The organism is Vibrio sp. V10_P2A27P122 (assembly GCF_963874335.1).
In the GTDB taxonomy this organism is placed as follows: domain Bacteria; phylum Pseudomonadota; class Gammaproteobacteria; order Enterobacterales; family Vibrionaceae; genus Vibrio; species Vibrio anguillarum.
The window spans coordinates 1-26,443 of record NZ_CAWNHY010000237.1; the positions used below are offsets into that span (position 1 = coordinate 1).

Genomic DNA, 26,443 nt, shown 5'->3' on the forward strand with positions numbered 1-26,443 from the left:
ATATAAACTCCCCCAGCTACCACTGAAAGAGATTTTTTAACCATTGTCCTGGTTGTTTATCACAGCTCTGTTTCAATGCGCCGTTTTTATCCCACATGGGCAGTTTAAATTCGTTGTGACAATCTTGGACTAATTCACCCTCGGCACTGGTTTTAAAGCCAATCGTGGTAATGCCTTGCGGCCAAGGAAGAAGTAATTTTTCTGGGATCCGATGTTGTAAATATTCCGCGTACACCCGTAATGCACCACTCGAACCCGTAAGTTTGATCGGCTGATTATCATCGCGGCCAAGCCAAACCGTGGTGACTTCACGACCATCCACCCCGACAAACCAACTGTCGCGGCTATCGTTAGTGGTACCAGTTTTCCCCGCCAATGCCGCCCAAGCGAACTGGTTATTGAGATAGCGCCCGGTCCCTTCAAGTACTCCTCGCTTCATCGCATAAGTTGTAAGCCACGCCGCTTGCTGCTCAACGGCTTGGGATACTTTGGGAATTGATTGATAGAGCACATTGCCCTCTAAATCCAGTACCGAGCGCAGCGCCGATAAGGGCGCTTTTTTACCCGAGTTGGTTAAGGTTTGGTACATCTGCGCCACTTGATAAGGCGTCAGAGAGAACGCGCCAAGAAACATCGACGGTACAGGACGGATCTCCTCTTTGTTGACACCGAGCCGCACCAAAGTGTCAGAAACTTGTTCAATCCCAAGCTGCATGCCCAATTGTACCGTAGGAACATTAAGTGATTTAGCTAACGCGAGATACAGCGGCACTTCACCACGGAACTGACGATCAAAGTTGCGCGGTGACCACACTTCGCCTTTGTTCCCTTTGAGTGTGATGGGTTTATCGATAAGCGTGCTGGCTAAGTTGTATTTATCTGGCTGTGCGAGTGCGGTGAGATAGACCGCTGGTTTGACTAACGAGCCGATAGGACGGCTTGCATTTAAAGCGCGGTTAAAGCCGTCATAACCGGTCTGTTTACCGCCAACCATGGCACGGATCTCACCACTGGTTCGATCAACAGCGATTGCTGCAGCTTCTAAGTTTTTCCCCGCCGTTTTGGAAAGCACTGGAATTTGTCGATCAATCGCCAGCTCCAATTTGGCTTGCGAAACAGGATCGAGCGAGGTAAAAACGCGCAAGCCAGTATCCGCTTTGAAGATCTCGCCCACTTTCTCTTTCAGTTCAATTTTTAACTGCTGAAAATACGCTGGCTGCCGGCTGGCAATGTGAGGATGCTTTTGCACATCTAACGGTCGACTGGCCGCTTGTTCAAACTGTTTAGCCGTCAAAATGTCTTGCTGCATCATCAGCTTTAAAACCAAGTCGCGACGCTCTTTAGCACGTTCAGGGTAACGCGCAGGGTTATAATAAGAAGGCCCTTTAACCATGCCCACCAACAACGCTAATTGATCAATGCGCAATTCTTGCAATGGTTGACCGAAATAAAGCCGTGAGGCGAGGCCGAAACCGTGAATCGCCTCACCGCCACTTTGCCCCAAATAGACCTCATTTAGATAGGCTTCTAAAATGCGATCTTTGCTGTAGCGATAGTCGATAATGAGCGCCATATAAGCTTCACGCACTTTACGCCATAAGGTTCGATCACTGGATAAGAAAATGTTTTTTGCCAGCTGCTGAGTTAACGTACTGCCGCCTTGCACAGTGCGCCCAGCCTTGATGTTGGCCACTAAAGCACGGGCAATAGCAAATGGAGAGATGCCATCATGTTGATAAAAATAGCGATCCTCGGTCGCAAGCAACGCATCCACCATCACTTCAGGAAACTGATCACGACGTAAAAATAGCCGCTGCTCATCGTTGCCTTTTTCAAGCATGCCGAGCATTTTTGGCTCAATACGCAAGTAACCTAAATCCCCTTTTTGCTCAAGAGATTGGATACGAACTAAACCGCTGTCATTAAAATGGAGCATCACATGGCGGTCAGGCTCAGGGCCATCGGCAAACTCAAAAGGGCGGCGGATGATCTCAATTTTGCTTGATGATGAAGAGTACTCGCCAGCATAGCGTGGTTGGTTCACTTTGCGATAGTTGAGTACATCAAGCTCATTGCGCAGCTCTTGCAGCGGGATGTCATCACCGGGTGCTAAATTCAAAATGCGCGCATACACGACGGTCGGTAAATCAAAAAGCTGACCTTCGAAGCGTTGTTTAACCACGCTATTTAAGTAAATACCAACAAACAACAGCACCGCAGCCAGTGCAAGGCTCAGTTTCCAGCCAATACCCCACACAATTTTCCACCATGCTTTGCGTGGCGGTGAAGGCTTCTTGGCCGGGCGACGTGAAGGTTTTTTTACGCTATTTTTTTGAGTGCCCGTAGGCTTTTTCTGGGTTGTCATTGTGCTAATTGCCGCTTAGTTTTCGTCGTTGCTATGTGGTTGGCAGGATCATCAGGCCAAACGTGTTTTGGGTAACGCCCTTTCATCTCTTTTTGCACTTCTTTATAAGCGCCCTGCCAGAAACCGGCGAGATCTTGAGTTACCTGCAAAGGCCGCTGCGCAGGTGAGAGCAGTTCCATCACCACTTTTTTGCGCCCTTGAGCGATGGTGGGGGAATCTTGCTCGCCAAACATCTCCTGCATACGGACCGACAGCATCGGCTCCACGCCCAGTTGATAACGAATGGCGGCTCGATTACCTGTGGGTAGCGGGTGGTGAGTTGGAAGCCAGCGATCAATCTCTTGGTTTAATGGCCAGCCTAAATAGGCATTGAGTGCATCAAGAAGCGGTACTTTCGCTAACGCTTTGACCGATTTTACTCCGACTAAATAGGGGGCTAACCAAATTTCAAGATCATCGAGCAGCGCTTGTTCCTCGACAGCAGGCCACGCAGCTTCCGGTAGCCATTGCGCAGCGCAACGTATGCGCGTTAATAAAGCGCCCGCCGCTTCGCTCCACTGTAATACCGATAACCCCTTGCGACGGACATAATTGAGCAAGGCTTGCGTCATTTTTTCATGAGCAGGCTCTGGCAGTGCTTCACGCTCAATGACCAATTTACCGCACAGGGTTAGCCTTTCCGCGCAAAGTTTCCCTGCTTTCTCATCCCAATCGACTCGTTCTTGTGTACTAAATAGCTCTGGAAAATGGGCTTGCAGTGCATCAATATCCAACTCTGTCGCAACAAAGATTTGGCTCGCTTGTGAGCCGCTGCGCATTAAATCCACCACAACTAAATAGTGCGCGCCCGCGAGGCGTTCATCGTCACGCATTTGCGCGCCGTGACCATTCGCCAGTAAAAACTGCCCCCGTTGCGACTCGCTGCGACGCTGGGCAATGCGATCGGGAAAAGCCAAACTCAGCACTAACGCCAACAATGATTCATCTACTTGTTTTAGCTGAAATTGGCCACCGAGTGCGCGCGCAAGCGTCGTGGCACGCTGATGTAGGTTTTGTGTTTTAGGGTGAGTCGCTTGCTGCCAACGCATTAAGCTATGTTGTAAATCCAGCACATTACGCTCAGGCTCTTCCAATAAAGCGGTCACAGCGAGCGCCGTATTGAGCATTGAATCACTCGTTTCATGGGCTTTGAGCAGCATACTCACCAGCCTTGGTTCCACACCAAGTGACTGCGCTTTTTTACCCAATGCGCTGAGCTGCTGTTTGCTGTCCATCAAACCAAGCGTATGCAATAGACTCCAAGCTTGCTGCATCGCTGCTGGTGGTGGAGTATCCAGCCAAGGCAAATCGTTGACCGACACCACACCCCACTGCGCAAGCTCCATCGCCAAAGGCGCTAAGTCACTGTGCAATATTTCCGCGCTCGGCACTTGGGGTTGCTGCTTATATTGTGCTTCGCTGTAAAGACGCAAACAGATGCCAGATTCTAGACGTCCGGCGCGCCCCGTGCGTTGCTGCGCCGATGACTGGGCAATTTTCACTTGCTCTAAACGAGTGATGCCCGTTTTAAGATCAAACTTCGCTATCCGCTCTAGCCCTGCATCCATCACTAAGCGTATCCCCTCAATGGTCAGCGATGTTTCGGCAATATTGGTCGCTAGCACAATTTTTCGTTTGCCAGCTACTGCAGGCGCAATCGCTTTTTGCTGCGCTTGTAGACTCAACTGCCCGTATAAAGGACAAATATCAAACTCATCGGCTAAGTGTGCGAGCTGCTGTTCAAGCTGTTTAATGGCTGAAACGCCAGGTAAAAAAGCCAGCAGAGAGCCACTTTCAGCTCGCATCAAGCCTTCAATCTTTTGGCTCATCGCCGGCACAAGATAATCATTGGCTCGCAGCGGTGCATAGCGCACTTCAACCGGGTAAGCGCGACCTTCTGATTGCACATAGAGTGCTTGGGGTAATAATGACTGTAATGCCAGTTGATCTAAGGTTGCTGACATTACGACGATTTTAAGATCTTCTCGCAGCGCTGATTGCACTTCCAAACTTAATGCGAGAGCCGTATCCGCGTGAATACTCCGCTCGTGATACTCATCGAAGATCAAGAGATCGATTCCGCTTAGCTCAGGATCGGTTTGGATCATACGTGTCATGATCCCTTCTGTCACAATTTCAAGCTGTGTCGCTGCGCTGACTTTACTCTCACCACGCATACGATAGCCGACGGTTTGCCCAACACTCTCACCTAATTGCTGTGCTAAATAGCAAGCAATACTGCGCGCCGCCAAACGACGCGGTTCAAGCATGATGATCTTACCCGTGAATAATTGCGCTTTTAATAGCTGTAACGGGAAATGGGTCGACTTACCCGCGCCGGGAGCGGCTTTGACAATCATCTGTGGGTGAGCTTGTACTCCCGCCAGCAGCTCGGGCATCACAGCTTGAATGGGCAATTGTGACAATGTGCAATCCTTATGGTTAAATGGCGGCAACATTGTACATAAAAACAGTAGATAAATGCAGTTCAATCCTCCACTTCGATCCGCGACCTTACTCAAACGCTACAAGCGTTTTTTGGCCGACATTGAGTTTGCCGATGGTCAACAAGAGACTATTCACTGCGCCAATACTGGCGCGATGACGGGCTGCGCCGAGGCGGGTAATCGTGTCTGGTTCTCCACCTCAGACAACCCTAACCGTAAATACCCACACAGTTGGGAGCTGACTGAAACCCAGCAAGGCCACTGCATTTGCGTCAACACGGCTCGGGCGAATACGCTGGCGGTAGAAGCGATTCAAAACGGCATCATCAAAGAGCTGCAAGGGTATGAGCAATTACAAACTGAAGTGCGCTACGGCCAAGAAAATAGCCGAATTGATATCTTGCTCAAATCACCCTCTAAACCGACGTGCTATATAGAAGTGAAAAGCGTCACCTTATTGGATGAGCGTTACTCTCCACACGACGATGTCGCCTGCAATTCAGGACAAGGTTATTTCCCCGATGCCGTTACAACGCGTGGACAAAAGCATTTGCGTGAATTAACGGAAATGGCAAAAAGTGGAAGCAGAGCAGTACTTTTGTTTGCTGTTTTGCATTCAGGGATTGAAAAAGTCACGCCTGCACTCCATATAGACGCAAACTATTCACTATTATTGAAACAAGCGCAAAAAGAAGGGGTGGAAGTACTGTGCTACAAGGCTGTACTTTCAAGGAATGAAATCAAGCTCGTTAACACTGTAGAATTCGCCCATTAGTGACAAAAAATTGATGGCGCCTTCACATTGACAATAAGTTTACGATTGAGTGTTTGCCTCCTATAGATCTTTTTGCTATAGATACCCGCCTAAAATTAGCTGCTCGCGCAGTTGACTAGGTGTTAGTAGGAGATGCTGCATGCCGGAATTAAAGAAAAAAGCGATAGGCATCCTAGCCATTGCAGGTGTTGAGCCGTATCAGGAAAAGCCAGGTGAAGAGTATATGTCACCTGAGCAAATAGCTCACTTTACAAAAATTTTAAGTGCTTGGCGCAACCAACTTCGTGAAGAAGTTGAGCGTACCGTTCACCATATGCAAGATGAAGCCGCAAACTTTCCCGATCCCGTTGATCGCGCTTCTCAAGAAGAAGAATTCAGCTTGGAATTGCGTAACCGTGACCGTGAACGTCGCTTGATCAAGAAAATTGAAAAAACATTAAGCAAAATTGAAGAAGATGATTTTGGTTTTTGTGAATCTTGTGGCGTGGAAATCGGCGTTCGTCGCTTAGAAGCTCGACCAACGGCGGACCTTTGCATTGACTGCAAAACGCTAGCCGAACTTAAAGAAAAACAGATGCAAGGTTAATCTTACCTTTTGTTTGTGTTAAAAAAGGGAGCTAAAGCTCCCTTTTTGTTTTCACTCGATACCCAAATAACTTGTAACTTGGATGAATCGCAATGCACTATATTGGCCGATTTGCCCCATCACCTTCAGGCCCACTTCATTTTGGTTCTTTGATCGCTGCACTTGGCAGCTACTTTCAAGCAAAATCACAGCAAGGTAAGTGGTTGGTTCGCATCGAAGATTTAGATCCGCCAAGGGAAATGCCAGGAGCCTCCACCCTGATACTTCAAGCCATCGAAGCCTATGGTTTGCATTGGGATGACGAGGTGGTTTATCAAAGCCAGCGCCACACTTTATACCAAGATCAAATTGAGGCTTGGCTTGAATCAGGGCAAGCCTATTATTGTGATTGCACGCGTAAACAAATTAAACAGATGGGTGGCTTTTATCCCGGTACATGCCGCTATAAAAAACCAACATTAACCGAAGATTGCGCGGTTAGGTTGCGTGTTGATACACCGGTGGAGTCATTTTTCGACCAAAAACATGGCGAAATTCACATTCCTAAAGCATTAGCACAGGAAGACTTCATCATTAAGCGACGTGACGGTTTATTTGCTTATAATCTTGCCGTAGTGCTCGATGATATCGATCAAGGAGTGACGGAAGTGGTACGGGGAGCCGATTTAATTGAACCAACAGGACGACAAATCAGCTTGTATCATTGCTTACATAAAACTCCGGTAAGCTACCTTCACCTGCCGCTCGCGATGGATGGTAATGGCAATAAATTATCCAAACAGAATCATGCCACAGCCATTGATATTCAAAATCCTAAACCTACCTTGCTTAAGGCAATGTGCTTTTTAGGGTTTGAGGTAAAACAAGAGATTAGCGACGCTTCCATCGATGAAATTATCTTTTGGGGCAGTCAGAATTGGCACGTTGAACAACTCCCTCGGGAGACCGAGATCACACCGTGATTCTCAAAAGGCTATCCTTACGCTATGATTAGCCGCAAAATCGTCCCGAACGGGCACTTTAAATAACAAAAGCAAGGTTGGCAAAAACCAATTATTGCCAGATGCACATGAATAAAAACGACTATACACCACGCGAAAATCGCGTTTACCAAGACTTAGCTCTAAATATTATCACTCGTGATGAACACAATATTTCGCGCAAGCAAATCAGCGATAATGCGCTCAAGGTGCTATACCGACTTCATGGCGCAGGTTTTGACGCCTATTTAGTCGGTGGTGGAGTACGCGACCTACTATTAGGTGAGACACCAAAAGATTTTGATATCGCCACTAATGCAACACCAGAGCAAATACGCCAACAGTTTCGCAACTGCCGCTTGATCGGCCGTCGCTTTCGCTTAGCGCACATCATGTTTGGCCGCGACGTGGTAGAAGTGGCGACTTTCCGTGGACACCATCAAGAGCCGAGCCAAAACGTCTCAGCACAATCTGAAGCGGGTATGCTGCTGCGTGATAACGTCTACGGCACCATTGATGAAGATGCAGAACGCCGGGACTTCACGATTAACGCCATGTATTACAACATCGGTGATTACAGCATTCATGATTATGCTGGCGGCATGGACGACTTAGAAGATAAGCTCATCCGCTTAATTGGCGATCCTGAAACGCGCTACCGTGAAGACCCAGTGCGCATGTTGCGTGCGATTCGTTTTGCGGCCAAGCTCGATTTCGATATCGAAGAAGAGACTGCCGACCCAATCGAACATCTTGCTCCTTTACTACAAGATATTCCTGCGGCACGTTTGTACGAAGAATCGCTAAAGATGCTGCAAACCGGCCACGGTTTAGAAACCTACCACTTAATGCGTGAGTACAACCTGTTCCAGCAGTTGTTCCCTGTGATAGCTCAAGAGTTCACTCCAGACTACGACTCGCACACAGAACAGATGTTGGATCTGGTCTTAGATTCAACCGACCTGCGTATTGAAGAAGGTAAACGCATCAACCCAGCCTTCATGTTTGCTGCCATGTTCTGGTACCCGACGGTGAAACTGGCTGATGCGCTAATGCAGCAGCGTAATTTCGCCTATTACGACGCCGTCATGGAAGCGAGTAACCTCATCCTTGACCAAGTGGTGAAAACCCTTGCGATACCTCGTCGTCATACCGCGACAATTCGCGAAATTTGGCAATTGCAGTTGCGCTTACCACGTCGCAATGGGAAACGAGCCTTCCGCCTTATGGAGCTCAACAAATTCCGAGCGGGTTTTGATTTTCTACAAATGCGTGGCGAGATCGAAGGCGGAGAGACGAAGAAGCTGGCTGACTGGTGGACAACCTTTGAAAGCGCCGGGCGGGATATGCGCCAAGCGATGGCAAATGATTTGGAAAGTGGCGCAAGTAACAAGCCGAATGTACGCCGCCGCAGAAGCCCACGTAATAAAAAGAGCCGCCCAGAATCATGATTCTCGTTTATATTGCTGTTGGCAGTAATTTAGGCGACCCAATCGCGCAAGCTAAGCAGGCCATTGAAGCCTTGAAATGTTTGCCACACTCTCGATTTTTAAGCGCCTCATCCTTGTACAGTAGTACACCGATGGGGCCACAAAACCAGCCCGATTACATCAATGCGGTGGTTGCGATAGAAACCGATTTAACGCCACTTGAACTGCTCGATTGTACCCAAAGCATCGAGTTAGAACAGGGGCGTGTTCGCAAAGAAGAACGTTGGGGGCCAAGAACACTCGATCTGGATATTCTTCTTTACGGCAATGAGGTGATCGATTCCGAGCGATTGACCATTCCTCACTACGGAATGAAAGTACGTGAATTCGTGCTCTATCCGCTCGCCGAAATTGCACCAAGTTTACAACTCCCTGATGGGACTGAGCTCAATCAATTGTTACCGCTCGTCGAACGTAACGGGCTCGGTATTTGGCACTCGCCAGCGCCTCGTAAGGACATTTAATGAAAAAAATCACCATAAACGATCTGATCCAATGGAAACAACAAGGTCGTAAATTTGCAACCGTCACCGCGTATGACGCAAGCTTTGCTCAGCTTTTTGAAAGCCAAGAGATGCCTGTATTATTAGTGGGCGATTCTCTGGGCATGGTGCTACAAGGTCACACAGATACCCTACCCGTCACCGTCGAAGAGATTGCCTACCACACACGCAGCGTGCGTGCTGGTAGCCCTAACTGTTTATTGATGGCTGATATGCCTTTTATGAGCTATGCCACACCACAACAAGCCTGTGAAAGCGCCGCTAAATTGATGCGAGCGGGTGCAAATATGGTCAAAATCGAAGGTGGTGATTGGCTGGTCGAGACGGTGAAAATGCTGACTGAACGCGCGGTTCCGGTTTGTGCACACCTTGGTTTAACACCGCAATCGGTCAATATTTTTGGTGGCTATAAAGTACAAGGCCGCGACCAAGAAAAAGCAGACCGAATGGTCAAAGACGCGTTGGCGCTCCAAGAAGCGGGCGCACAAATTGTGTTATTAGAGTGTGTACCGGCCAGCCTAGCAGCGCGAATTACCGAAGTGCTTGATGTGCCAGTGATTGGCATTGGCGCAGGTAACGTGACCGATGGACAAATTCTAGTAATGCACGATATGTTCGGAATTTCGGCGAATTACATGCCAAAATTCTCGAAAAACTTTCTTGCTGAAACAGGGGATATGCGTAAAGCCGTCGCAAAATACATCGCAGATGTAGAAAGTGCCGCTTTCCCTGATGACGCTCATACCATCGCCTAAAGGAGATATTCATGCAAACTTTTGCTGACATTTCAGCTCTTCGCGAGCAGATCAAACAGTATAAGCGTGAAGGCCGCCGAGTCGCTTTTGTACCGACCATGGGCAATTTACATGAAGGCCACTTAACCCTAGTGCGTAAAGCACGTGAAGAGGGCAATGTGGTCGTGGTCAGTATTTTTGTTAACCCGATGCAATTTGACCGCGCGGATGACTTAAATAACTACCCGAGAACACTGGATGAAGACTTAAGCAAACTCAACGCGGAAGCGGTTGATTTGGTCTTTACCCCAACCCCAGAAATAATGTACCCGCAAGGATTAGAAAAACAGACCTTTGTTGAAGTACCAGGGCTTTCTCATATGCTCGAAGGCGCATCAAGACCAGGGCATTTCCGTGGCGTTGCAACCATAGTTGCTAAGCTGTTCAACATAGTGCAGCCAAATGTTGCCTGTTTTGGTGAAAAAGATTTTCAACAGTTGGCGGTGATCCGCCAAATGGTCAGCGATCTTTGTATGGATATCGAGATTGTCGGCGTCCCTACCGTCCGTGAAATGGATGGCTTGGCGATGAGTTCACGTAACGGGCTGCTGACGTTAGATGAACGCCAACGTGCGCCTGTCCTTGCTCGCACCATGCGTTGGATAAGTAGTGCACTGCGTGGTGGCCGCGACGATTACGCCTCGATCATTGAAGATGCCAGTGACCAATTGCGTGCTGCTGGGCTACAACCTGATGAGTTGTTTATTCGCGATGCCAAAACGCTGCAACTGATCTCGAATGAGACCACACAAGCGGTGATCTTAGTGTCTGCATTTCTGGGTAAAGTACGCTTAATCGACAACCAAGTGTTGGAATTTAGCGCCGAAACGAAAGCGGACCCTGAAGAAGAGTAATTGCTATTTTAAGTGATGAGTCATTTTCACTTTAAAACCATATATTTAAAAGGTCGCCCATAAGGAGCGACCTTTTTTGTATCGTTATTTAACTGAGGTTAACGCGATTGTCGGAGAACAATATAGTTTGATCATTTTTGAGGTTTGTTACTACTAAGGTTGATGAAATGGCAATAAATAGTGATAAATTTTTAGCTCATTTTTGGACAGAAACTGTTTTAACAAACCACGTCGATCATCATTAATGGCTTACTCCCAACGATCACAAACTAATTCCCTCCCCTTTTAGGGGGAGGAACAGAACCGTTATGAGCTTCTACTTTAAAGCATTAAGTGGCAAAAACTGTTTCAGCAAACCACATCTATCATCATAAATGGCTTACTCCCAACGATCACAAACTAATTCTCTCCCCTTCAAGGGGAGGGTTAGGGTGGGGTGAACCCCCTCCTAGCCTCCCCCTAAAAGGGGGAGGAACTATTAAGTCCTTAACCCGATACCACGCGAAACCAGATAATGCGCAACCCCATACAGCGCAACTACAAAAATACCAAGCACACTGAACGAGGTAACAATTCCTACATCCGACACACCAAGAAAACCGTAACGGAAGGCATTAACCATGTAGACGATTGGGTTGATTTTCGATACCGCTTGCCAAAAGTCAGGCAATAGGCTGATCGAATAAAATACCCCACCCAAGTAGGTTAATGGGGTCAATACAAAGGTAGGAATAATCGAAATGTCATCAAAGGTTTTAGCAAAAATGGCGTTAATCATGCCGCCTAAAGCGAACACAACAGAGGTGAGAAAAACCGTCGCCGCAATAATCCCCCAATGATCGACCTTGAGATCAACAAAGAACAGCGACACAAGGGTCACTATCGTACCCACCAGCAAGCCACGCACTACCCCGCCCATCACAAATCCGGCGATAATGACGTAGTTAGGTACAGGCGCAACTAACAACTCTTCGATGTTTTTCTGAAACTTCGCACTAAAGAAAGAAGAGGCGACGTTCGAGTATGAGTTAGTGATCACCGACATCATGATTAAGCCCGGGACAATATATTCCATATAGCTAAAGCCGTTCATCTGGCCAATACGCGAACCAATTAGGTTGCCAAAAATAATGAAGTAGAGCGTCATGGTGATGGCTGGCGGTACTAAGGTTTGCACCCAAATACGCGTAAAACGGTTGATTTCTTTAGTCAGCAAACTGCAAAAAGCCGTCCAATATAAACGATACATCATGATTATCCTCGGCTTTGCTGTTGAACGATGCTGACAAACAGCTCTTCAAGGCGGTTCGCTTTGTTGCGCATCGAAAGCACCGTAATTCCCTGTTCTGTTAACTGTGAAAAGACTGAATTTAGCCCTTTCGTTTTCTCCAACTCAATTTGTAACGAACCGTTGAGCATGGTTTGCGAGATCACACCACTGAGTTGTGGCGCTGGTGGAGAATTCTCTGCGATATCTAAAATAAAAGTTTCGAGCTGTAATTTGGCCAGCAAATCCTTCATCGAGGTATTTTCAATAAGCTCACCTCGGTTAATAATGCCGATATTGCGGCACAGCATCTCCGCTTCTTCTAAATAGTGCGTGGTTAAGATAATGGTGATCCCTTGCGCGTTAATCTCAGTTAAGAACTCCCACATCGAGCGGCGCAGTTCAATATCCACACCGGCGGTAGGTTCATCTAAAATCAGCAACTTAGGCTCATGCATTAAGGCTCGAGCAATCATCAAACGGCGTTTCATACCACCAGAAAGATTACGTGCACGCTCTTTACGTTTTTCCCACAAATCGAGTTTTGAGAGGTACTTCTCTGCCCTCTCTTTCGCTAACGCTTTCGTCACGCCGTAATAACCAGCTTGCTGCAACACAATTTGTTCAACCGTTTCAAACTGGTTGAAGTTAAACTCCTGCGGTACTAAACCAATATGTTGCTTGGCCAGTTCAAGATCTTTGTCAATATCAAAACCAAACACTTTAACGGTGCCAGAGGTTTTATTGACCAGCGAAGAGATAATGCCAATGGTGGTTGATTTCCCGGCCCCATTGGGCCCAAGCAGTGCGTAAAAATCGCCTTTTTCAACCTGTAAACTCACCCCTTTTAGGGCCTCAAACCCACCAGCGTAAGTTTTTCGTAATTGTTCTATTTCTAATGCGTACATTCCACGGATCACTCTTTGTGATGTTAACCTATCCAATGTGCTGCTAAGGCTCGCGTTTTTCAACCCAATATTAGAAATTGATAAAATAAAAAAACGCAGATCCAGCGATCTGCGTAATTCATTCTTGCACAACCTTAACGCTTAACGATTTTGGGCTACCTGCTTAACCGCAGCATTGAGCGCTTCATAACGAAACGAAAAAGTCTGCTCGGTTGGCACCAGATCCAAAATATGAAACTTTTCCAGTTGCTGTTTGGTGTGCACATTTGGGCAAAGTAAGTAGACCGCGCAGTGGGCATCTAAGGCATCATTAATCGCATTTTCTAAAGCAAGCCCAACCGTCACATCAATCATAGGTACATCAGTAAGATCTAAAATCATCGCTTCATAGTCACTGATGTGATTGTGCTGGCGAGCGATCGCTTTAGATACACTAAAAATCATCGGCCCTGAGAGATAAAAAAACAGCACCTTACCATTGGCTTGATCCAATAAAGCTCGTTCGCTATCAGTCAATGGCACATCGTTTTCATCAGCATCGCTAATGGCTTTCACTTGGCGAGCTTGCTCGCGGCTCAAGCGTTCTATGATCAAAATATTTGAGATAAAAACGCCCAAGCCAACCGCAACAATCAAATCGACAAAGACAGTTAACAGCATCACGCCATACATGATGGCCATCCCCTGCACACTCACTTTATGCGCGCGTTGGATAAAGCTCCAATCAAGAATATTAAAACCAACATACACTGCAATCCCTGCCAATACAGCCATTGGAATCGGTTCGGTTAAGCCTCCCGCCACCAATACCACTAAGGCTAATACTAAGGCACGAACTACACCAGACAGAGGAGAACGCGCGCCGACCTGAATATTGGTCACCGTCCCCATGGTTGCACCTGCACCCGGCAACGCACCCAATAAACCCGCGATCATATTAGCCAGCCCTTGCCCTCGCAGTTCTTTATCGGAATCATGCTCTTTACGCGTTAGAGAATCGCCAATTACCGCGGTGAGCAACGTATCAATGCAGCCGAGCGTACCGAGTACTAAAGCGTCAATCACCATGGTGGTGAACATCTCGGCATTGAAGGTTGGAATAACAAAAGAGGGTAAGCCAGCAGGGATCACACCAATACGGCGGATCTCATCGCTATCAAATAACAGTACCGAAACAAGCGTCACGCCGACTAAAGCGACCAATTGAACGGGCACTTGTTTGCGATATTGAACCGGGAGAAAAAATAAAATGCCTAAGGTTAACAAACCAAGAAAGAGCTCACTGAACTTCATCTGGCTAATGATCTCGGGCAACGCGGTTAACGTTCCCATCACTCCCCCAGCGGGAGCCGCCTGACCAAGCAGCGGTGACAACTGCAGGATAATCAAAATCACCCCAATTCCTGACATAAAGCCAGAGATCACGCTATAGGGCATTAAGGTGATGTATTTCCCAAGTTTTAAAGTGCCAAGTACAATCTGAAAAGCGCCTGCCATCATGACAACCGTGAAGCTAACTGCAAGCCCCGTTTCAGGATAACGCGACACCATGCTGGTTAAAATGGCCGTCATAATGACCGTCATTGGCCCTGTGGGTTCAGAAATTAATGTAGATGAACCACCAAACAAGGCAGCAAACAGCCCCACTAATATTGCTCCCCAAAGCCCTGCTTCTGCACCCGCACCAGACGCCACACCAAAAGCCAAGGCAAGTGGCAGTGAAATAATCGCGGTCGTGACGCCACCAAAGACGTCTCCTTTTAGGTCGATATCGGCAAAACGGCCTCTAAACACAATGCTTTTCCTCATACTCAAAATAGGTTGTCTCACTCTAACAAATCATCATTCTAATCATTAACCATTATTTTACATGTGATTGATTCTCTGTTGACCATCCAAATAGCGATGGAAGCAGTTTAATTTTTTTACTAGGAAAACTCGTCAGATGAGTGAGTGTTTTGTCATTTTATAAGAGAACAGAATTGTAACATTGTGTATAGTCAGGCCTATTCTTGCGCATTACCATTGATGCGATTGAACTATTTTTAAGGGAAGTGAGATGCCAGAACTGAAACAGCTTTTTGAAAATAACTCACGTTGGTCTGAATCGATTAAGGCTGAACGTCCTGAGTACTTTGCAAAACTCGCTCGCGGGCAAGACCCAGATTTTCTATGGATTGGTTGTTCTGATAGCCGAGTTCCGGCCGAGCGTTTGACTGGGCTTTATTCTGGTGAGCTGTTTGTACACCGCAACGTTGCAAACCAAGTGATTCACACTGACCTTAACTGCCTTTCTGTGGTGCAGTACGCGGTTGACGTACTGAAGGTCAAGCACATCATCATCTGTGGGCACTATGACTGCGGTGGCGTCAACGCAGCGATTGATAACCCACCGCTGGGCTTGATCAACAACTGGTTACTGCACGTTCGTGACTTATACCTTAAGCACCGTACCTACTTAGATGCAATGCCAGAACAAGATAAAGCCGACAAATTGTGCGAAATCAACGTTGCAGAGCAAGTGTATAATTTAGGTAACTCAACCGTACTGCAAAACGCATGGGAGCGCGGCCAAGATGTCGAGCTGCATGGCGTGGTCTACGGTATTGAAGACGGACGTTTGGAATACTTAGGCGTTCGCTGCGATTCACGTGAGCGAGTCAACGACACCTATCAAAAAGCGATGGAAAAAATTCTTAATGCGCAACATAACTTGCTGTGTCGATAACAGCGTGTTAATTGCCGTTAAAACTGATAGTTAAAAATACAGAATGCCCACTATTTAGTGGGCATTCTGTTATCGCTGGCAAAATTACGCTTGCGGCACAACTTTACCAATGTAAGGTAGGTGACGATATTTTTGCGCGTAGTCGATACCTACGCCCACGACAAATTCATCTGGGATTTCAAAACCGATCCACTTGACCTCTACAGGTACTTCACGGCGTGAAGGCTTATCCAGTAAAGTACAAATGTGAATGGATTTAGGTTCACGTAAAGACAAAATTTCTTTTACTTTATTTAGTGTATTACCCGTATCAATAATGTCTTCTACCAGCAACACATCTTTACCTTTAATGTCATCATCCAGATCTTTCAGAATGCGCACATCACGTGAGCTTTGCATCGTGTTGCCATAGCTTGACGCGGTCATAAAATCGACTTGATGAACTAAGTCGATCGCGCGAGCTAAGTCTGCCATGAAGACAAATGAGCCGCGCAACAAGCCCACCAGTACAAGATCTTCACTACCTTGGTAATGCTCTGTGATTTGTTTGCCTAATTCACGAATTCGTTCCTGAACCACTTGCTCAGAAATCATCACTTCAACTGTATGTTTCATACTGTTCTCTTTTCGGGTGATGCGACACGCTACGATCATCGCAGTTTAATGATGGCGTCGCGTAATTAGCTTGGCGCGTATAGTACCACTGCCACACAGGATAGTTAAATAATTAGCAAAACTCTGGATATGATGAAATACAGCTCCTACGCTGCCGCAGACACGCTCACCACAAATACGCCACATCAATAAAAGATACAATAAAACACGTTGAATCCGATGGGATTTAACACGATCGCACAAAAAACAAACTCGAAACGTTGACCTCAACCATATGCAGCAGTACACTCATAAAGCTTTAAAGCAACTAACAAAATAATCATTAGAGCGAAAAGCTCAATTCAACAGTCATTGGCAAGGATTAACAACTCATGGAAACATCGATAGAAAAACGCCCCAGAACTCGCTTATCACCACAAAAACGCAAACTTCAACTGATGGAAATCGCCCTTGAAGTGTTTGCTACACGGGGAATAGGCCGAGGTGGCCACGCAGATATTGCTGAAATCGCCCAAGTTTCAGTCGCTACTGTCTTTAACTACTTTCCAACCCGAGAAGATTTAGTCGACGACGTACTCACTCATGTTGTACGTCAGTTTTCAAACTTCCTCGCAGATAATATTGATCTTGATTTGCATGCGAAAGATAACTTAACCAACATCACCACTAAGATGATTTCTCTTGTGATTGAAGATTGTCACTGGTTAAAAGTATGGTTTGAATGGAGCGCTTCAACGCGCGAAGAAGTGTGGCCACTTTTTGTCTCCACCAACCGTACTAATCAACTTTTGGTACAAAATATGTTTATCAAAGCCATTGAACGTGGCGAAGTGTGCGATCGGCATGAACCAGAACATCTTGCTACGCTCTTTCTTGGTATCTTCTACTCACTGTTTGTACAAGCAAACCGCATACAAGACGAAGCCAGCATGGGTGTACTCGTGAAAAGCTACCTCAGCATGCTCTGCATCTACAAAAAAGATCACTAGGCTTAACTTCCTAGTCTCTGAATTATGAGCATAAAAAAACCGCTGAATTCAGCGGTTTTTACTATTTAACTAACCAGCAATTTAATGAACCGGCAATTTAACGCATCAGCGTTGAAGTTACTTTTTCTTCTTCGCTTTTGCGTTTGGCAGATCAGTAATCGTGCCTTCAAATACTTCCGCAGCAAGGCCTACCGATTCATGTAACGTTGGGTGAGCATGAATCGTCAAAGCGATATCTTCTGCATCACAACCCATCTCGATAGCCAAACCGATTTCACCAAGCAGTTCGCCGCCGTTAGTACCGACGATAGCGCCACCAATCACGCGGTGAGTCTCTTTATCAAAGATAAGCTTAGTCATACCGTCAGCACAATCAGAAGCGATAGCACGGCCAGAAGCTGCCCATGGGAATGTCGCGACTTCGTAGTTAATGCCTTCTGCTTTGGCTTCTTTTTCAGTTTTACCAACCCAAGCCACTTCTGGCTCAGTGTACGCAATTGAAGGGATAACTTTAGGATCGAAGTAGTGCTTCTTACCAGAAATTACTTCTGCCGCTACGTGGCCTTCATGCACACCTTTGTGCGCCAACATTGGTTGACCAACGATATCACCGATCGCGAAGATATGAGGAACGTTAGTACGCATTTGCTTATCAACATTGATAAAGCCGCGCTCATCCACTTCAATACCTGCTTTTTCAGCATCCATCAGCTTACCGTTTGGTACGCGGCCGATAGCAACAAGAACGGCATCATAACGCTCAGCTTGCGCTGGTGCTTTTTTGCCTTCCATTGAAACGTAGATACCATCTTCTTTTGCTTCAACAGCGGTTACTTTGGTTTCAAGCATCAGGTTAAATTTGTCTTTGATACGTTTGGTGTAGACTTTAACCATGTCTTTATCCGCCGCTGGGATAAGTTGGTCAAACATCTCAACCACATCAATCTTAGAACCTAGCGAGTGGTAAACCGTCGCCATTTCTAGACCGATGATACCACCACCCATGATCAACAGTTTTCCAGGAACTTCTTTCAGTTCAAGTGCATCCGTTGAATCCCAAATGCGTGGGTCTTCATGAGGAATGAATGGTAGTTTAATTGGACGAGAACCAGCTGCAACGATGGCGTTATCAAAGTTAACCACGGTTTTACCGTCTTCACCTTCAACTTCAATGGCGTTAGGGCCAGTAAATTTGCCGAAACCGTTCACGACAGTCACTTTGCGCATCTTCGCCATGCCGCCAAGACCGCCCGTTAACTGGTTGATAACTTTTTCTTTCCAAAGGCGGATTTTATCGATGTCCGTTTGTGGTTCACCAAACACAATACCGTGCTGGGCCAATGCTTTCGCTTCTTCGATAACTTTTGCAACGTGCAGCAACGCTTTTGATGGGATACAACCCACGTTCAAACACACACCGCCAAGGGTGCTGTAGCGTTCAACAAGTACTGTTTCAAGACCTAAGTCTGCACAGCGGAATGCAGCGGAGTAACCAGCAGGACCGGCACCAAGTACGACGACTTGGGCTTTGATTTCTTTGCTCATTTTGACCTCTTGTAGTCATTATCCCTAACAGGCTGAGTGGATGTTCTCGTTGTTTTTAGTGTTTAATCCAATGAATTAAACCCATGACTGAGCCAATTACTTAAAACAAATGAATTAAAACGAATTATTTTCAGACCGCAACAGTTTACAGAGATGTTAATGGTGTGAAAAGTAAATCCATTTAGCCTGTGAGCTAGACGACAATTCGATTAAGAAAAAATCCTTCATAATCCAATTGTTCAATTATTCGTGTTAGCAAGGGCGGCTTTAACGGCCGCCCTCTCTTTCACTAAACTTGGCTTACAGAACCAGACGACGAATGTCTGATAGCGCACCATTTAGGTATGTGATGAAACGCGCACCTTCCGCACCATCAATCACACGGTGATCGTATGACAGTGATAGTGGCAGTTGTAGGCGTGGTTCGAACTCTTTACCGTTCCACACTGGCTTAAACTCAGACTTAGATACCCCAAGGATACCGACTTCTGGCGCGTTAACGATAGGCGTAAACGCTGTACCGCCGATGCCACCTAAGCTAGAGATAGTGAAACAGCCACCTTGCATGTCTGCAGCGGTCAGTTTACCTGCACGGGCTTTCTTCGATACTTCAGCCAGCTCTCTTGATAGCTCATAAATACCTTTTTTGTTCACATCTTTGAAGACAGGAACAACAAGACCATTTGGCGTATCAACAGCAATACCCACGTTCACGTACTTCTTCAGAATCAAGCTTTCGCCATCTTCAGAAAGTGAAGAGTTAAACGATGGGAATGCTTCTAGTGCTTTCGCTACCGCTTTCATGATGAACACCAGTGGGGTGATCTTCATGCCAGTGTCGTTCTTCGCTTCAATCGCATTTTGCTCTTTACGGAAGTTCTCAAGCTCGGTGATGTCCGCATTATCCCATTGGGTAACGTGTGGGATCATCACCCAGTTACGATGCAAGTTAGCACCAGAGATCTTCTTAATACGTGAAAGCGGTTTTACTTCTGTGTCACCAAACTTGCTGAAGTCCACTTTTGGCCAAGGTAGCAAGCCAAGCGCGGCACCATCACCTTTACCAGAAGCCACTGCGGCAGAACCCGATTCAAGACGCTTAAGCGCTTCTTTCACGTAGTTTTGCACGTCTTCTTTTAGGATGCGGCTCTTACGGCCAGAACCTTTGACTTTCGCTAGGTTAACACCAAATTCACGCGCAATACGGCGCACAACAGGTGATGCGTGAGAGTACTCATTGTTCTCTTCAAACTCGGCAGGTGCTGCCACAGCTGATTTTGCCGCTTCCGCTTTTGGCGCTGATGCGGCTGGAGCCGCTGCTTGCGCAGGGGCCGCTACGGCAACGGGCGCTGCACCGGCAACTTCAAACACCATGATAAGAGAGCCTGTTGACACTTTATCGCCAGCTGCAACTTTGATCTCTTTCACAACACCAGCAAACGGCGCAGGAACTTCCATTGATGCTTTATCGCCTTCAACGGTAATAAGAGACTGCTCTTCACTCACGGTATCGCCAACCGCCACCATGATTTCCGTCACTTCGACTTCATCACCACCGATATCCGGTACGTGGATCTCTTTTGCTGCCGAAGCGGCTGGTGCTGCAGCTACAGGTGCTGCCACTTGAGCAGAGGCTGCCGCCGGAGCGGAACCCGCCACTTCAAAGATCATCACCAGTGAACCTGTCGATACTTTATCGCCAGCGGCCACTTTGATCTCTTTCAGTACACCAGCAAATGGAGCAGGTACTTCCATTGAGGCTTTGTCACCTTCAACCGTCAGTAGAGATTGCTCTTCTGCGATTGAATCGCCGACTGCGACCATGATTTCAGTGACTTCCACTTCATCACCGCCGATATCTGGCACGTGAACTTCTTTAAGCTCAGCGACAGCCGCGGCAGCAGGAGCCGCAACTGGTGCAGCTTCCACTGCTGGAGCTGCGACCGCTGCGCCTTCTGCTTCAAAAATCATGATAAGTGAACCGGTCGATACTTTATCGCCAGCGACTACTTTGATTTCTTTTACAATACCCGCTTGAGAAGCCGGTACTTCCATAGAAGCCTTATCACCTTCTACAGTAATAAGAGATTGCTCTTCTTCAACCTTGTCGCCAACGCTGACAAGAATCTCAGTAACTTCAACCTCATCCGCACCAATATCCGGTACATTAATTTCGATTGCCATTATTCTTTCCTACCTTAATTAAGCGTATAGCGGGTTTGTTTTTTCAGTATCGATGTTGAATTTCTTAATCGCTTCAACCACAACTGATTTCTCAACATCACCACGTTTCGCTAGTTCGCTTAGCGCGGCAACCACAACGTAACCGGCGTTCACTTCGAAGTGACGACGTAGGTTTTCACGGCTATCAGAACGACCAAAACCATCAGTGCCTAGTACTTTGTATGATTCAGCCGGGATAAACGCACGTGCTTGCTCAGCGTAGTTCTTCATGTAGTCAGTTGCTGCGATGGCAGGCTCGTTACCCATTACTGTTTGAATGTAAGGTACTTGCGGCTGCGCTTCTGGATGAAGCATGTTGTAACGCTCACATGCTTGGCCATCACGAGTCACTTCGTTGAATGATGTTACTGAGTAAACATCGGAAGCCACGCCGTACTCATCACTTAAGATTTGAGCCGCTTTGCGTACTTCGTTCATGATCGTACCTGAGCTCATTAACTGAACTTTACCTTTAGAGCCAGTCGTTCCTTGTGGAGCGTAGCTTTCTAATTTGTAGATACCTTTACGAATACCTTCTTCAGCGCCTTGTGGCATCTCAGGCATTGCATAGTTCTCGTTCATCAGCGTTAGGTAGTAGAACACGTTCTCTTGATCGCCATACATGCGGCGAATACCGTCTTGCATGATGACTGCAACTTCGTAAGCAAATGTTGGATCGTAAGAAAGACAGTTAGGAACCGTTGCCGCCAATATGTGCGAGTGACCATCTTCGTGCTGTAGACCTTCACCGTTCAGCGTCGTACGACCAGCGGTAGCGCCCAATAGGAAACCACGTGCTTGTTGGTCACCTGCCATCCATGCCATGTCGCCAACGCGTTGGAAACCAAACATAGAGTAGTAGATGTAGAACGGAATCATTGGCAGATCGTTTGTCGAGTATGAAGTTGCAGCAGCAACCCATGAAGACATAGCACCCAGCTCGTTGATCCCTTCTTGCAGTACCTGACCTGAAGTCGCTTCTTTATAGTAAGAAACGATGTCGCGGTCTTGAGGAGTGTAGTTCTGACCGTGTGGGTTATAGATACCGATTTGACGGAACAGACCTTCCATACCGAAAGTACGTGCTTCATCTGCAATGATTGGCACAATATTTTTACCAATGCTCTTATCTTTGAGCAAAATGTTCAACGCACGGACAAACGCCATTGTGGTTGAGATTTCACGTTTTTGCTCTTCAAGCAGAGGCTTGAACTCTTCAACCGCTGGAATCACAAGTTCTTGAGTGAACTTAGGCAAGCGTTGAGGTGTGTAACCTTTTAGCGCTTTACGGCGAGCGTGTAAGTATTCGTGCTCTTTCGAGCCTTCTGCCAATGTTAGGTATGGCAACTCTTTCACAGCTTCATCTGTTAGAAGATCTTGTAGACCAAGACGATCACGCAGTTGCAGTACGTGAGTCATGTCCATTTTCTTCACTTGGTGAGCGATGTTCTTACCTTCTGCCGCTTCACCCATGCCGTAACCTTTAACGGTCTTCGCCAGAATCACGGTTGGCTTGCCTTTCGTGTCTTGAGCATTAGTAAAGGCTGCGTACAGTTTAGAAGACTCGTGACCACCACGCTTGAGCGCGAAAATTTGATCGTCAGTCATATCAGCAACAAGCGCCGCTGTTTCTGGGTATTTACCAAAGAAGTGTTTACGCACGTAAGCACCATCTTTCGCTTTAAATGTTTGGTAGTCACCATCGATGGTTTCGTTCATCAACTGAAGCAGCTTACCTGTGGTGTCTTTCGCCAGTAGAGAATCCCAGTTGTTACCCCAAATCACTTTAACAACGTTCCAACCTGCACCTTTAAATAGGCCTTCAAGTTCTTGGATGATCTTACCGTTACCCATTACTGGGCCGTCTAGACGTTGCAAGTTACAGTTGATAAGGAAACATAGGTTATCAAGCTTCTCACGAGCGGCGAATGAAATCGCACCGCGTGATTCTGGCTCATCCATCTCGCCATCACCTAGGAACGCGTATACACGCTGTTCAGAAGTGTCTTTCATACCACGGCCATCAAGATATTTGAGGAAACGCGCTTGATAGATTGCAGAAATTGGACCCAGACCCATAGATACGGTCGGGAATTGCCAGAATTCAGGCATCAATTTCGGGTGTGGGTAGGAAGGAATACCTTTGCCATCCACTTCTTGGCGGAAGTTGTCAAGTTGCTCAGCCGTTAGGCGGCCTTCAACGAACGCACGTGCGTAGATCCCTGGAGAGATGTGACCTTGATAATAAACCAAGTCACCGCCATCTTTTTCATTAGGCGCACGGAAGAAGTGGTTAAAACATGTTTCGTAGAACGAAGCAGAAGACTGGAATGACGCCATGTGGCCGCCAAGATCGAGGTCTTTTTTCGATGCACGTAGAACGATCATAATCGCGTTCCAACGGATGATTGAGCGAATGCGACGCTCAAGCGTTGTGTCACCTGGGTATGCTGGTTCTTGCGCAGCTGGAATGGTGTTGATGTAGTTCGTGGTAATACCGGTTGGCATATCAACACCGTCTAGACGTGCTTTATCTAGAATTTGCTCAAGTAAGAACTGAGCGCGTTCTACACCTTCTTCACGTACAACTGACTCAAGGGCGGCTAGCCATTCCTGAGTTTCCAGTGCATCTACGTCATGCTTCATGTCAGACATGGCGATCTATCCTTCTATTGGTTGGATCTATAAAACAAGCAATTCGCCGTAGGTTACGACTCATTACCCTGCTGAATTCGGCGCAACGAACGCTCACGACGAGACTCTTCTTTGGTCAAATCCAACAATGTTTCTTCGATATAAGCTAAGTGAGAATGGGACATTTCGCGCGCCTTTTCCGGCTGACCAGAAACGATCGCATCCACGATATTAGCTCGGTGTCTACTTACTTTCTCCACCACTTCATGGCGGCGGTGTAATAGTTTTAAATTCTGTAGAACATTTTGCTCAAGCAAAGGAGCGAGGCTGCGAACAATATGCAAAAGCACCACGTTGTGTGCCGCTTCAGTGAGAGCGACTAAAAACGCGACCACCGCAGACGCTTCTGCTTCGACCTCTTTTTTCGCTTGTTGTTCACCAATTCTCGCCAAACAGGCTTGAATGCGAGCAAAATCTTCCTCAGTACCACGCAATGCTGCGAAATAAGCTGAAATACCTTCCATCGCGTGGCGCGATTCCAATAGATCGAGCTGGGTTTCAGAGTGGCTAGACAATAAATTTAGCAGAGGATCAGAAAAACTCTGCCAAATGTTCTCACTGACAAACGTACCTCCACCTTGACGGCGGGTTAATAAACGCTTGGCTTCGAGGCGTTGAATGGCTTCACGAATGGATGGACGAGACACCTCGAACTGTTTTGCCAGTTCTCGTTCTGGAGGCAATTGTTGCCCCGGAGAGAGTGTTCCTTCCACTATCAGCCTTTCTAACTCCTGTTCAATTACATCAGAGAGTTTTGGCTGACGAATCCTTTGATAAGCCATAATTTATTATTCTTCTACTCTTTGCAGTCAATTGGTAATACCAATTTCAAGTTGGTGCAGAAATTAACATAATTAAAACGTAGCTGTCCAGCCAAAAGTTGACCTAAATCATAGAACAGCCCACGCTTAAACACTTTGATAACAATAGTCGATTAAAACAGCAATATTATTGGTCAGACCAATTACAAAATGAATACAGATGGGGAAATGATGGGCTAGAAATGGGGAAACATTCGTTGTCATCTACCCTTTCTAGAGGAAACATTCTTTGGCTCCTCCCCCTTCTAGGGGGAGGCTGGGAGGGGGTGTAATTCGAAAAACACAAAATCAATCAAAAGATATACCCCACCCTAACCCTGTCTCTTGATCACAAGTCTGGTGAATCAAGAGACTTAGCCAGTTCATACCCTTCAAGGATGGTTTGTAACCTAAACCATCCTTGCCATAATGTCTTTATAGAAGCACGACCCGTTCGCTTTGTATTCTTCCAACCCCCTAATCGAGCAATACCTCTGTAAGCCCATGATATGTCCGGAGCTTCCTTCGGTAGCCCTTTTCTTTCTAGCTTTAGCCACATCAGCTTCCATGCTTTGCCTTTTAATATCGGCTCACAACTGCTCTTAGATAACTCATCTGATTCATTCATAAATCTCAACTGGAGCAACCGAGTCGCGATAAAAGCCAGAATAACGCTGAGCCTTTCTAAGTTATCTTTGCTTTGCATTCTCAATTGCTCGACTTGAGTGCCTTCACTTTTCCAGACTTTATGAAAATCTTCAATTAGCCAACGCAGCTCATAATAACTGACGATTTTAAGTGCCTCTTCCCTGCTCGTTACTGGCTCTGAGGTCAGTAAGTGCCATGCGAGCTTATCGTTACTCTCTCCTTGCTCTATGCATCCCACGTAGTAAAGCGAAATGTTATTGAACTCTTTTTTCTTCGCGGGAGATTTGAGTGTCACAGGGGCATATTTGATGTCTAGGTGAACCGTGCGAGCTTTACGGCCGCCTTTTTGCGGTATGTCGAGCACTCTTTCTCCTGCTGATTGCAGCTTGGAAGCGTAGTCATAAAGACGATTATCATGCTCTTTTATACAGCGACTTTGCATTGAGCGAACGAGGAATCGCTGTTGTTGCTCTTGCTTGTAAGTGAGGTATTCAAATAGGTCGGCTTCTCTATCGCACACAGAAATAACATCTGAGATTTTCTCGCCAAGTCGCTCTGCGACATGGCGAGAAGCTTGCTCCCATTTATAGCTTTCTTTCTCTTTGTATGGTCGAGTGGCGTACTGGTGTCCTTGTCCACGCTTTTCAATATCTCGAGTCCAGCGTTGTTGTTCAATTAAGCCAACAACCACTTGAGTTTCGGGAGCAAAAAGTAAGGTCGAGTGTATGAACATAGCCCGATTTCGATTGCCTTGATTGGAGTGCCCAAGTTCATCTTGTATGCTGCGATGGGAGTAACTTAGAGAAGTCGTATCTTCTAATGCAAGAAGTGTTTGTTGTTCTAAAGCCTCTTGCGCTGTGACATGAAAGCCCGCTTCAGCGATATCTTCTGCTTTGATTTGCTCATTACGGATAAAGCGATAAGCCCCTTCCATATCTGCAGGGGAGATGATGAGTTTCGAGACCGGTACGCCAGGTTGCTCGGCCAGAGAGGCTGCTAGGGCAACGAGTCTTTGAGTACGTCTTGGGTCATTGAGGTGAGCTTGACCAAATTGCTTTTGTGCCCAGAGGGTTGGTTCTATATAAGTCATTCTAATCATCCTTGTTATTGCTTAGATGATCAGATCATGAAACATAAAATTAGTTCAAAAAAATCCCCAAGCAGAGGCTTGGGGATTTGTGTATAAGAGACAG

At 46.6% G+C, this 26,443-nt stretch carries 20 protein-coding genes; 9 read left to right on the top strand and 11 right to left on the bottom strand.

Translation table 11 applies throughout. The features are described 5' to 3' along the window. Positions 1–16: 16 nt before the first annotated feature. On the bottom strand, positions 17–2,365 hold the full coding sequence (gene mrcB / locus AACQ17_RS10075; protein ID WP_064624419.1) for a penicillin-binding protein 1B: 2,349 nt from the start codon (positions 2,363–2,365) through the stop codon (positions 17–19). Beyond that, complete coding sequence (gene hrpB / locus AACQ17_RS10080; RefSeq protein ID WP_094147654.1) at positions 2,362–4,830, bottom strand: ATP-dependent helicase HrpB; 2,469 nt, start codon at positions 4,828–4,830, stop codon at positions 2,362–2,364. Before hrpB ends, mrcB begins: the two co-directional genes overlap by 4 nt. Positions 4,831–4,885: 55 nt before the next feature. On the opposite strand from hrpB, the gene sfsA reads away from it, so the two are divergent. The 7 genes from sfsA to panC all read left to right on the top strand — a co-directional run bounded on the left by sfsA (position 4,886) and on the right by panC (position 10,833). Further along, entirely contained in the window at positions 4,886–5,626 is a 741-nt protein-coding gene (gene sfsA, locus AACQ17_RS10085) for a DNA/RNA nuclease SfsA (RefSeq protein ID WP_094147653.1), read from the top strand. Positions 5,627–5,765: 139 nt separating this feature from the next. Next, positions 5,766–6,212 carry an RNA polymerase-binding protein DksA gene (dksA, locus tag AACQ17_RS10090; protein ID WP_013857662.1) on the top strand — a complete coding sequence of 149 codons (447 nt, stop codon included), beginning with the start codon at positions 5,766–5,768 and terminating at the stop codon, positions 6,210–6,212. Between the two features lie 92 nt (positions 6,213–6,304). Next, complete coding sequence (gluQRS, locus tag AACQ17_RS10095; protein ID WP_094147652.1) at positions 6,305–7,174, top strand: tRNA glutamyl-Q(34) synthetase GluQRS; 870 nt, start codon at positions 6,305–6,307, stop codon at positions 7,172–7,174. Positions 7,175–7,281: 107 nt separating this feature from the next. Next, positions 7,282–8,643 (top strand): polynucleotide adenylyltransferase PcnB, encoded by a 1,362-nt coding sequence (pcnB, locus tag AACQ17_RS10100; RefSeq protein WP_026028232.1) that lies wholly within the window; start codon positions 7,282–7,284, stop codon positions 8,641–8,643. After that, positions 8,640–9,146, top strand: coding sequence for a 2-amino-4-hydroxy-6-hydroxymethyldihydropteridine diphosphokinase (gene folK, locus AACQ17_RS10105; RefSeq protein ID WP_017045879.1), 507 nt, complete (start codon positions 8,640–8,642; stop codon positions 9,144–9,146). Before pcnB ends, folK begins: the two co-directional genes overlap by 4 nt. Continuing rightward, entirely contained in the window at positions 9,146–9,940 is a 795-nt protein-coding gene (gene panB / locus AACQ17_RS10110; RefSeq protein WP_094147651.1) for a 3-methyl-2-oxobutanoate hydroxymethyltransferase, read from the top strand. Before folK ends, panB begins: the two co-directional genes overlap by 1 nt. 11 nt (positions 9,941–9,951) lie before the next feature. Then, complete coding sequence (panC, locus tag AACQ17_RS10115) at positions 9,952–10,833, top strand: pantoate--beta-alanine ligase (RefSeq protein ID WP_010319549.1); 882 nt, start codon at positions 9,952–9,954, stop codon at positions 10,831–10,833. A gap of 478 nt (positions 10,834–11,311) precedes the next feature. Here panC and AACQ17_RS10120 read toward each other — a convergent pair whose 3' ends face one another. From AACQ17_RS10120 to AACQ17_RS10130, 3 genes are all read right to left on the bottom strand, one after another. Further along, a complete protein-coding gene (locus AACQ17_RS10120; RefSeq protein WP_010319547.1) occupies positions 11,312–12,082 on the bottom strand; it encodes an ABC transporter permease in 771 nt (256 codons plus the stop codon). A 5-nt stretch (positions 12,083–12,087) separates the two neighbouring features. After that, positions 12,088–13,008, bottom strand: coding sequence for an ABC transporter ATP-binding protein (locus tag AACQ17_RS10125; protein WP_026027559.1), 921 nt, complete (start codon positions 13,006–13,008; stop codon positions 12,088–12,090). A 141-nt stretch (positions 13,009–13,149) separates the two neighbouring features. Next, complete coding sequence (locus AACQ17_RS10130) at positions 13,150–14,817, bottom strand: SulP family inorganic anion transporter (RefSeq protein WP_094147634.1); 1,668 nt, start codon at positions 14,815–14,817, stop codon at positions 13,150–13,152. 250 nt (positions 14,818–15,067) lie between these two features. On the opposite strand from AACQ17_RS10130, the gene can reads away from it, so the two are divergent. After that, entirely contained in the window at positions 15,068–15,736 is a 669-nt protein-coding gene (can, locus tag AACQ17_RS10135) for a carbonate dehydratase (RefSeq protein WP_013857670.1), read from the top strand. An 84-nt stretch (positions 15,737–15,820) separates the two neighbouring features. Here the strand turns inward: can and hpt are convergent, their stop codons facing one another. Then, the gene (hpt, locus tag AACQ17_RS10140; RefSeq protein ID WP_010319544.1) at positions 15,821–16,351 is read right to left on the bottom strand and encodes a hypoxanthine phosphoribosyltransferase; all 531 of its coding nucleotides are present in this window, start codon (positions 16,349–16,351) and stop codon (positions 15,821–15,823) included. A 371-nt stretch (positions 16,352–16,722) separates the two neighbouring features. Here hpt and AACQ17_RS10145 point away from each other — a divergent pair, with 371 nt between their 5' ends. Then, the gene (locus tag AACQ17_RS10145; protein WP_013857672.1) at positions 16,723–17,340 is read left to right on the top strand and encodes a LuxR/HapR/OpaR family quorum-sensing transcriptional regulator; all 618 of its coding nucleotides are present in this window, start codon (positions 16,723–16,725) and stop codon (positions 17,338–17,340) included. Between the two features lie 117 nt (positions 17,341–17,457). Here AACQ17_RS10145 and lpdA read toward each other — a convergent pair whose 3' ends face one another. The 5 genes from lpdA to AACQ17_RS10170 all read right to left on the bottom strand — a co-directional run bounded on the left by lpdA (position 17,458) and on the right by AACQ17_RS10170 (position 26,340). Further along, on the bottom strand, positions 17,458–18,885 hold the full coding sequence (lpdA, locus tag AACQ17_RS10150) for a dihydrolipoyl dehydrogenase (RefSeq protein ID WP_013857673.1): 1,428 nt from the start codon (positions 18,883–18,885) through the stop codon (positions 17,458–17,460). A 300-nt stretch (positions 18,886–19,185) separates the two neighbouring features. Then, positions 19,186–21,069 carry a pyruvate dehydrogenase complex dihydrolipoyllysine-residue acetyltransferase gene (gene aceF / locus AACQ17_RS10155; RefSeq protein ID WP_094147633.1) on the bottom strand — a complete coding sequence of 628 codons (1,884 nt, stop codon included), beginning with the start codon at positions 21,067–21,069 and terminating at the stop codon, positions 19,186–19,188. 18 nt (positions 21,070–21,087) lie between these two features. Then, complete coding sequence (gene aceE, locus AACQ17_RS10160; protein ID WP_088731722.1) at positions 21,088–23,763, bottom strand: pyruvate dehydrogenase (acetyl-transferring), homodimeric type; 2,676 nt, start codon at positions 23,761–23,763, stop codon at positions 21,088–21,090. A 53-nt stretch (positions 23,764–23,816) separates the two neighbouring features. Beyond that, positions 23,817–24,584 carry a pyruvate dehydrogenase complex transcriptional repressor PdhR gene (gene pdhR / locus AACQ17_RS10165; protein WP_013857676.1) on the bottom strand — a complete coding sequence of 256 codons (768 nt, stop codon included), beginning with the start codon at positions 24,582–24,584 and terminating at the stop codon, positions 23,817–23,819. A gap of 367 nt (positions 24,585–24,951) precedes the next feature. Beyond that, positions 24,952–26,340, bottom strand: coding sequence for an IS4-like element ISVa18 family transposase (locus AACQ17_RS10170; RefSeq protein ID WP_088731728.1), 1,389 nt, complete (start codon positions 26,338–26,340; stop codon positions 24,952–24,954). Positions 26,341–26,443 lie beyond the last annotated feature (103 nt).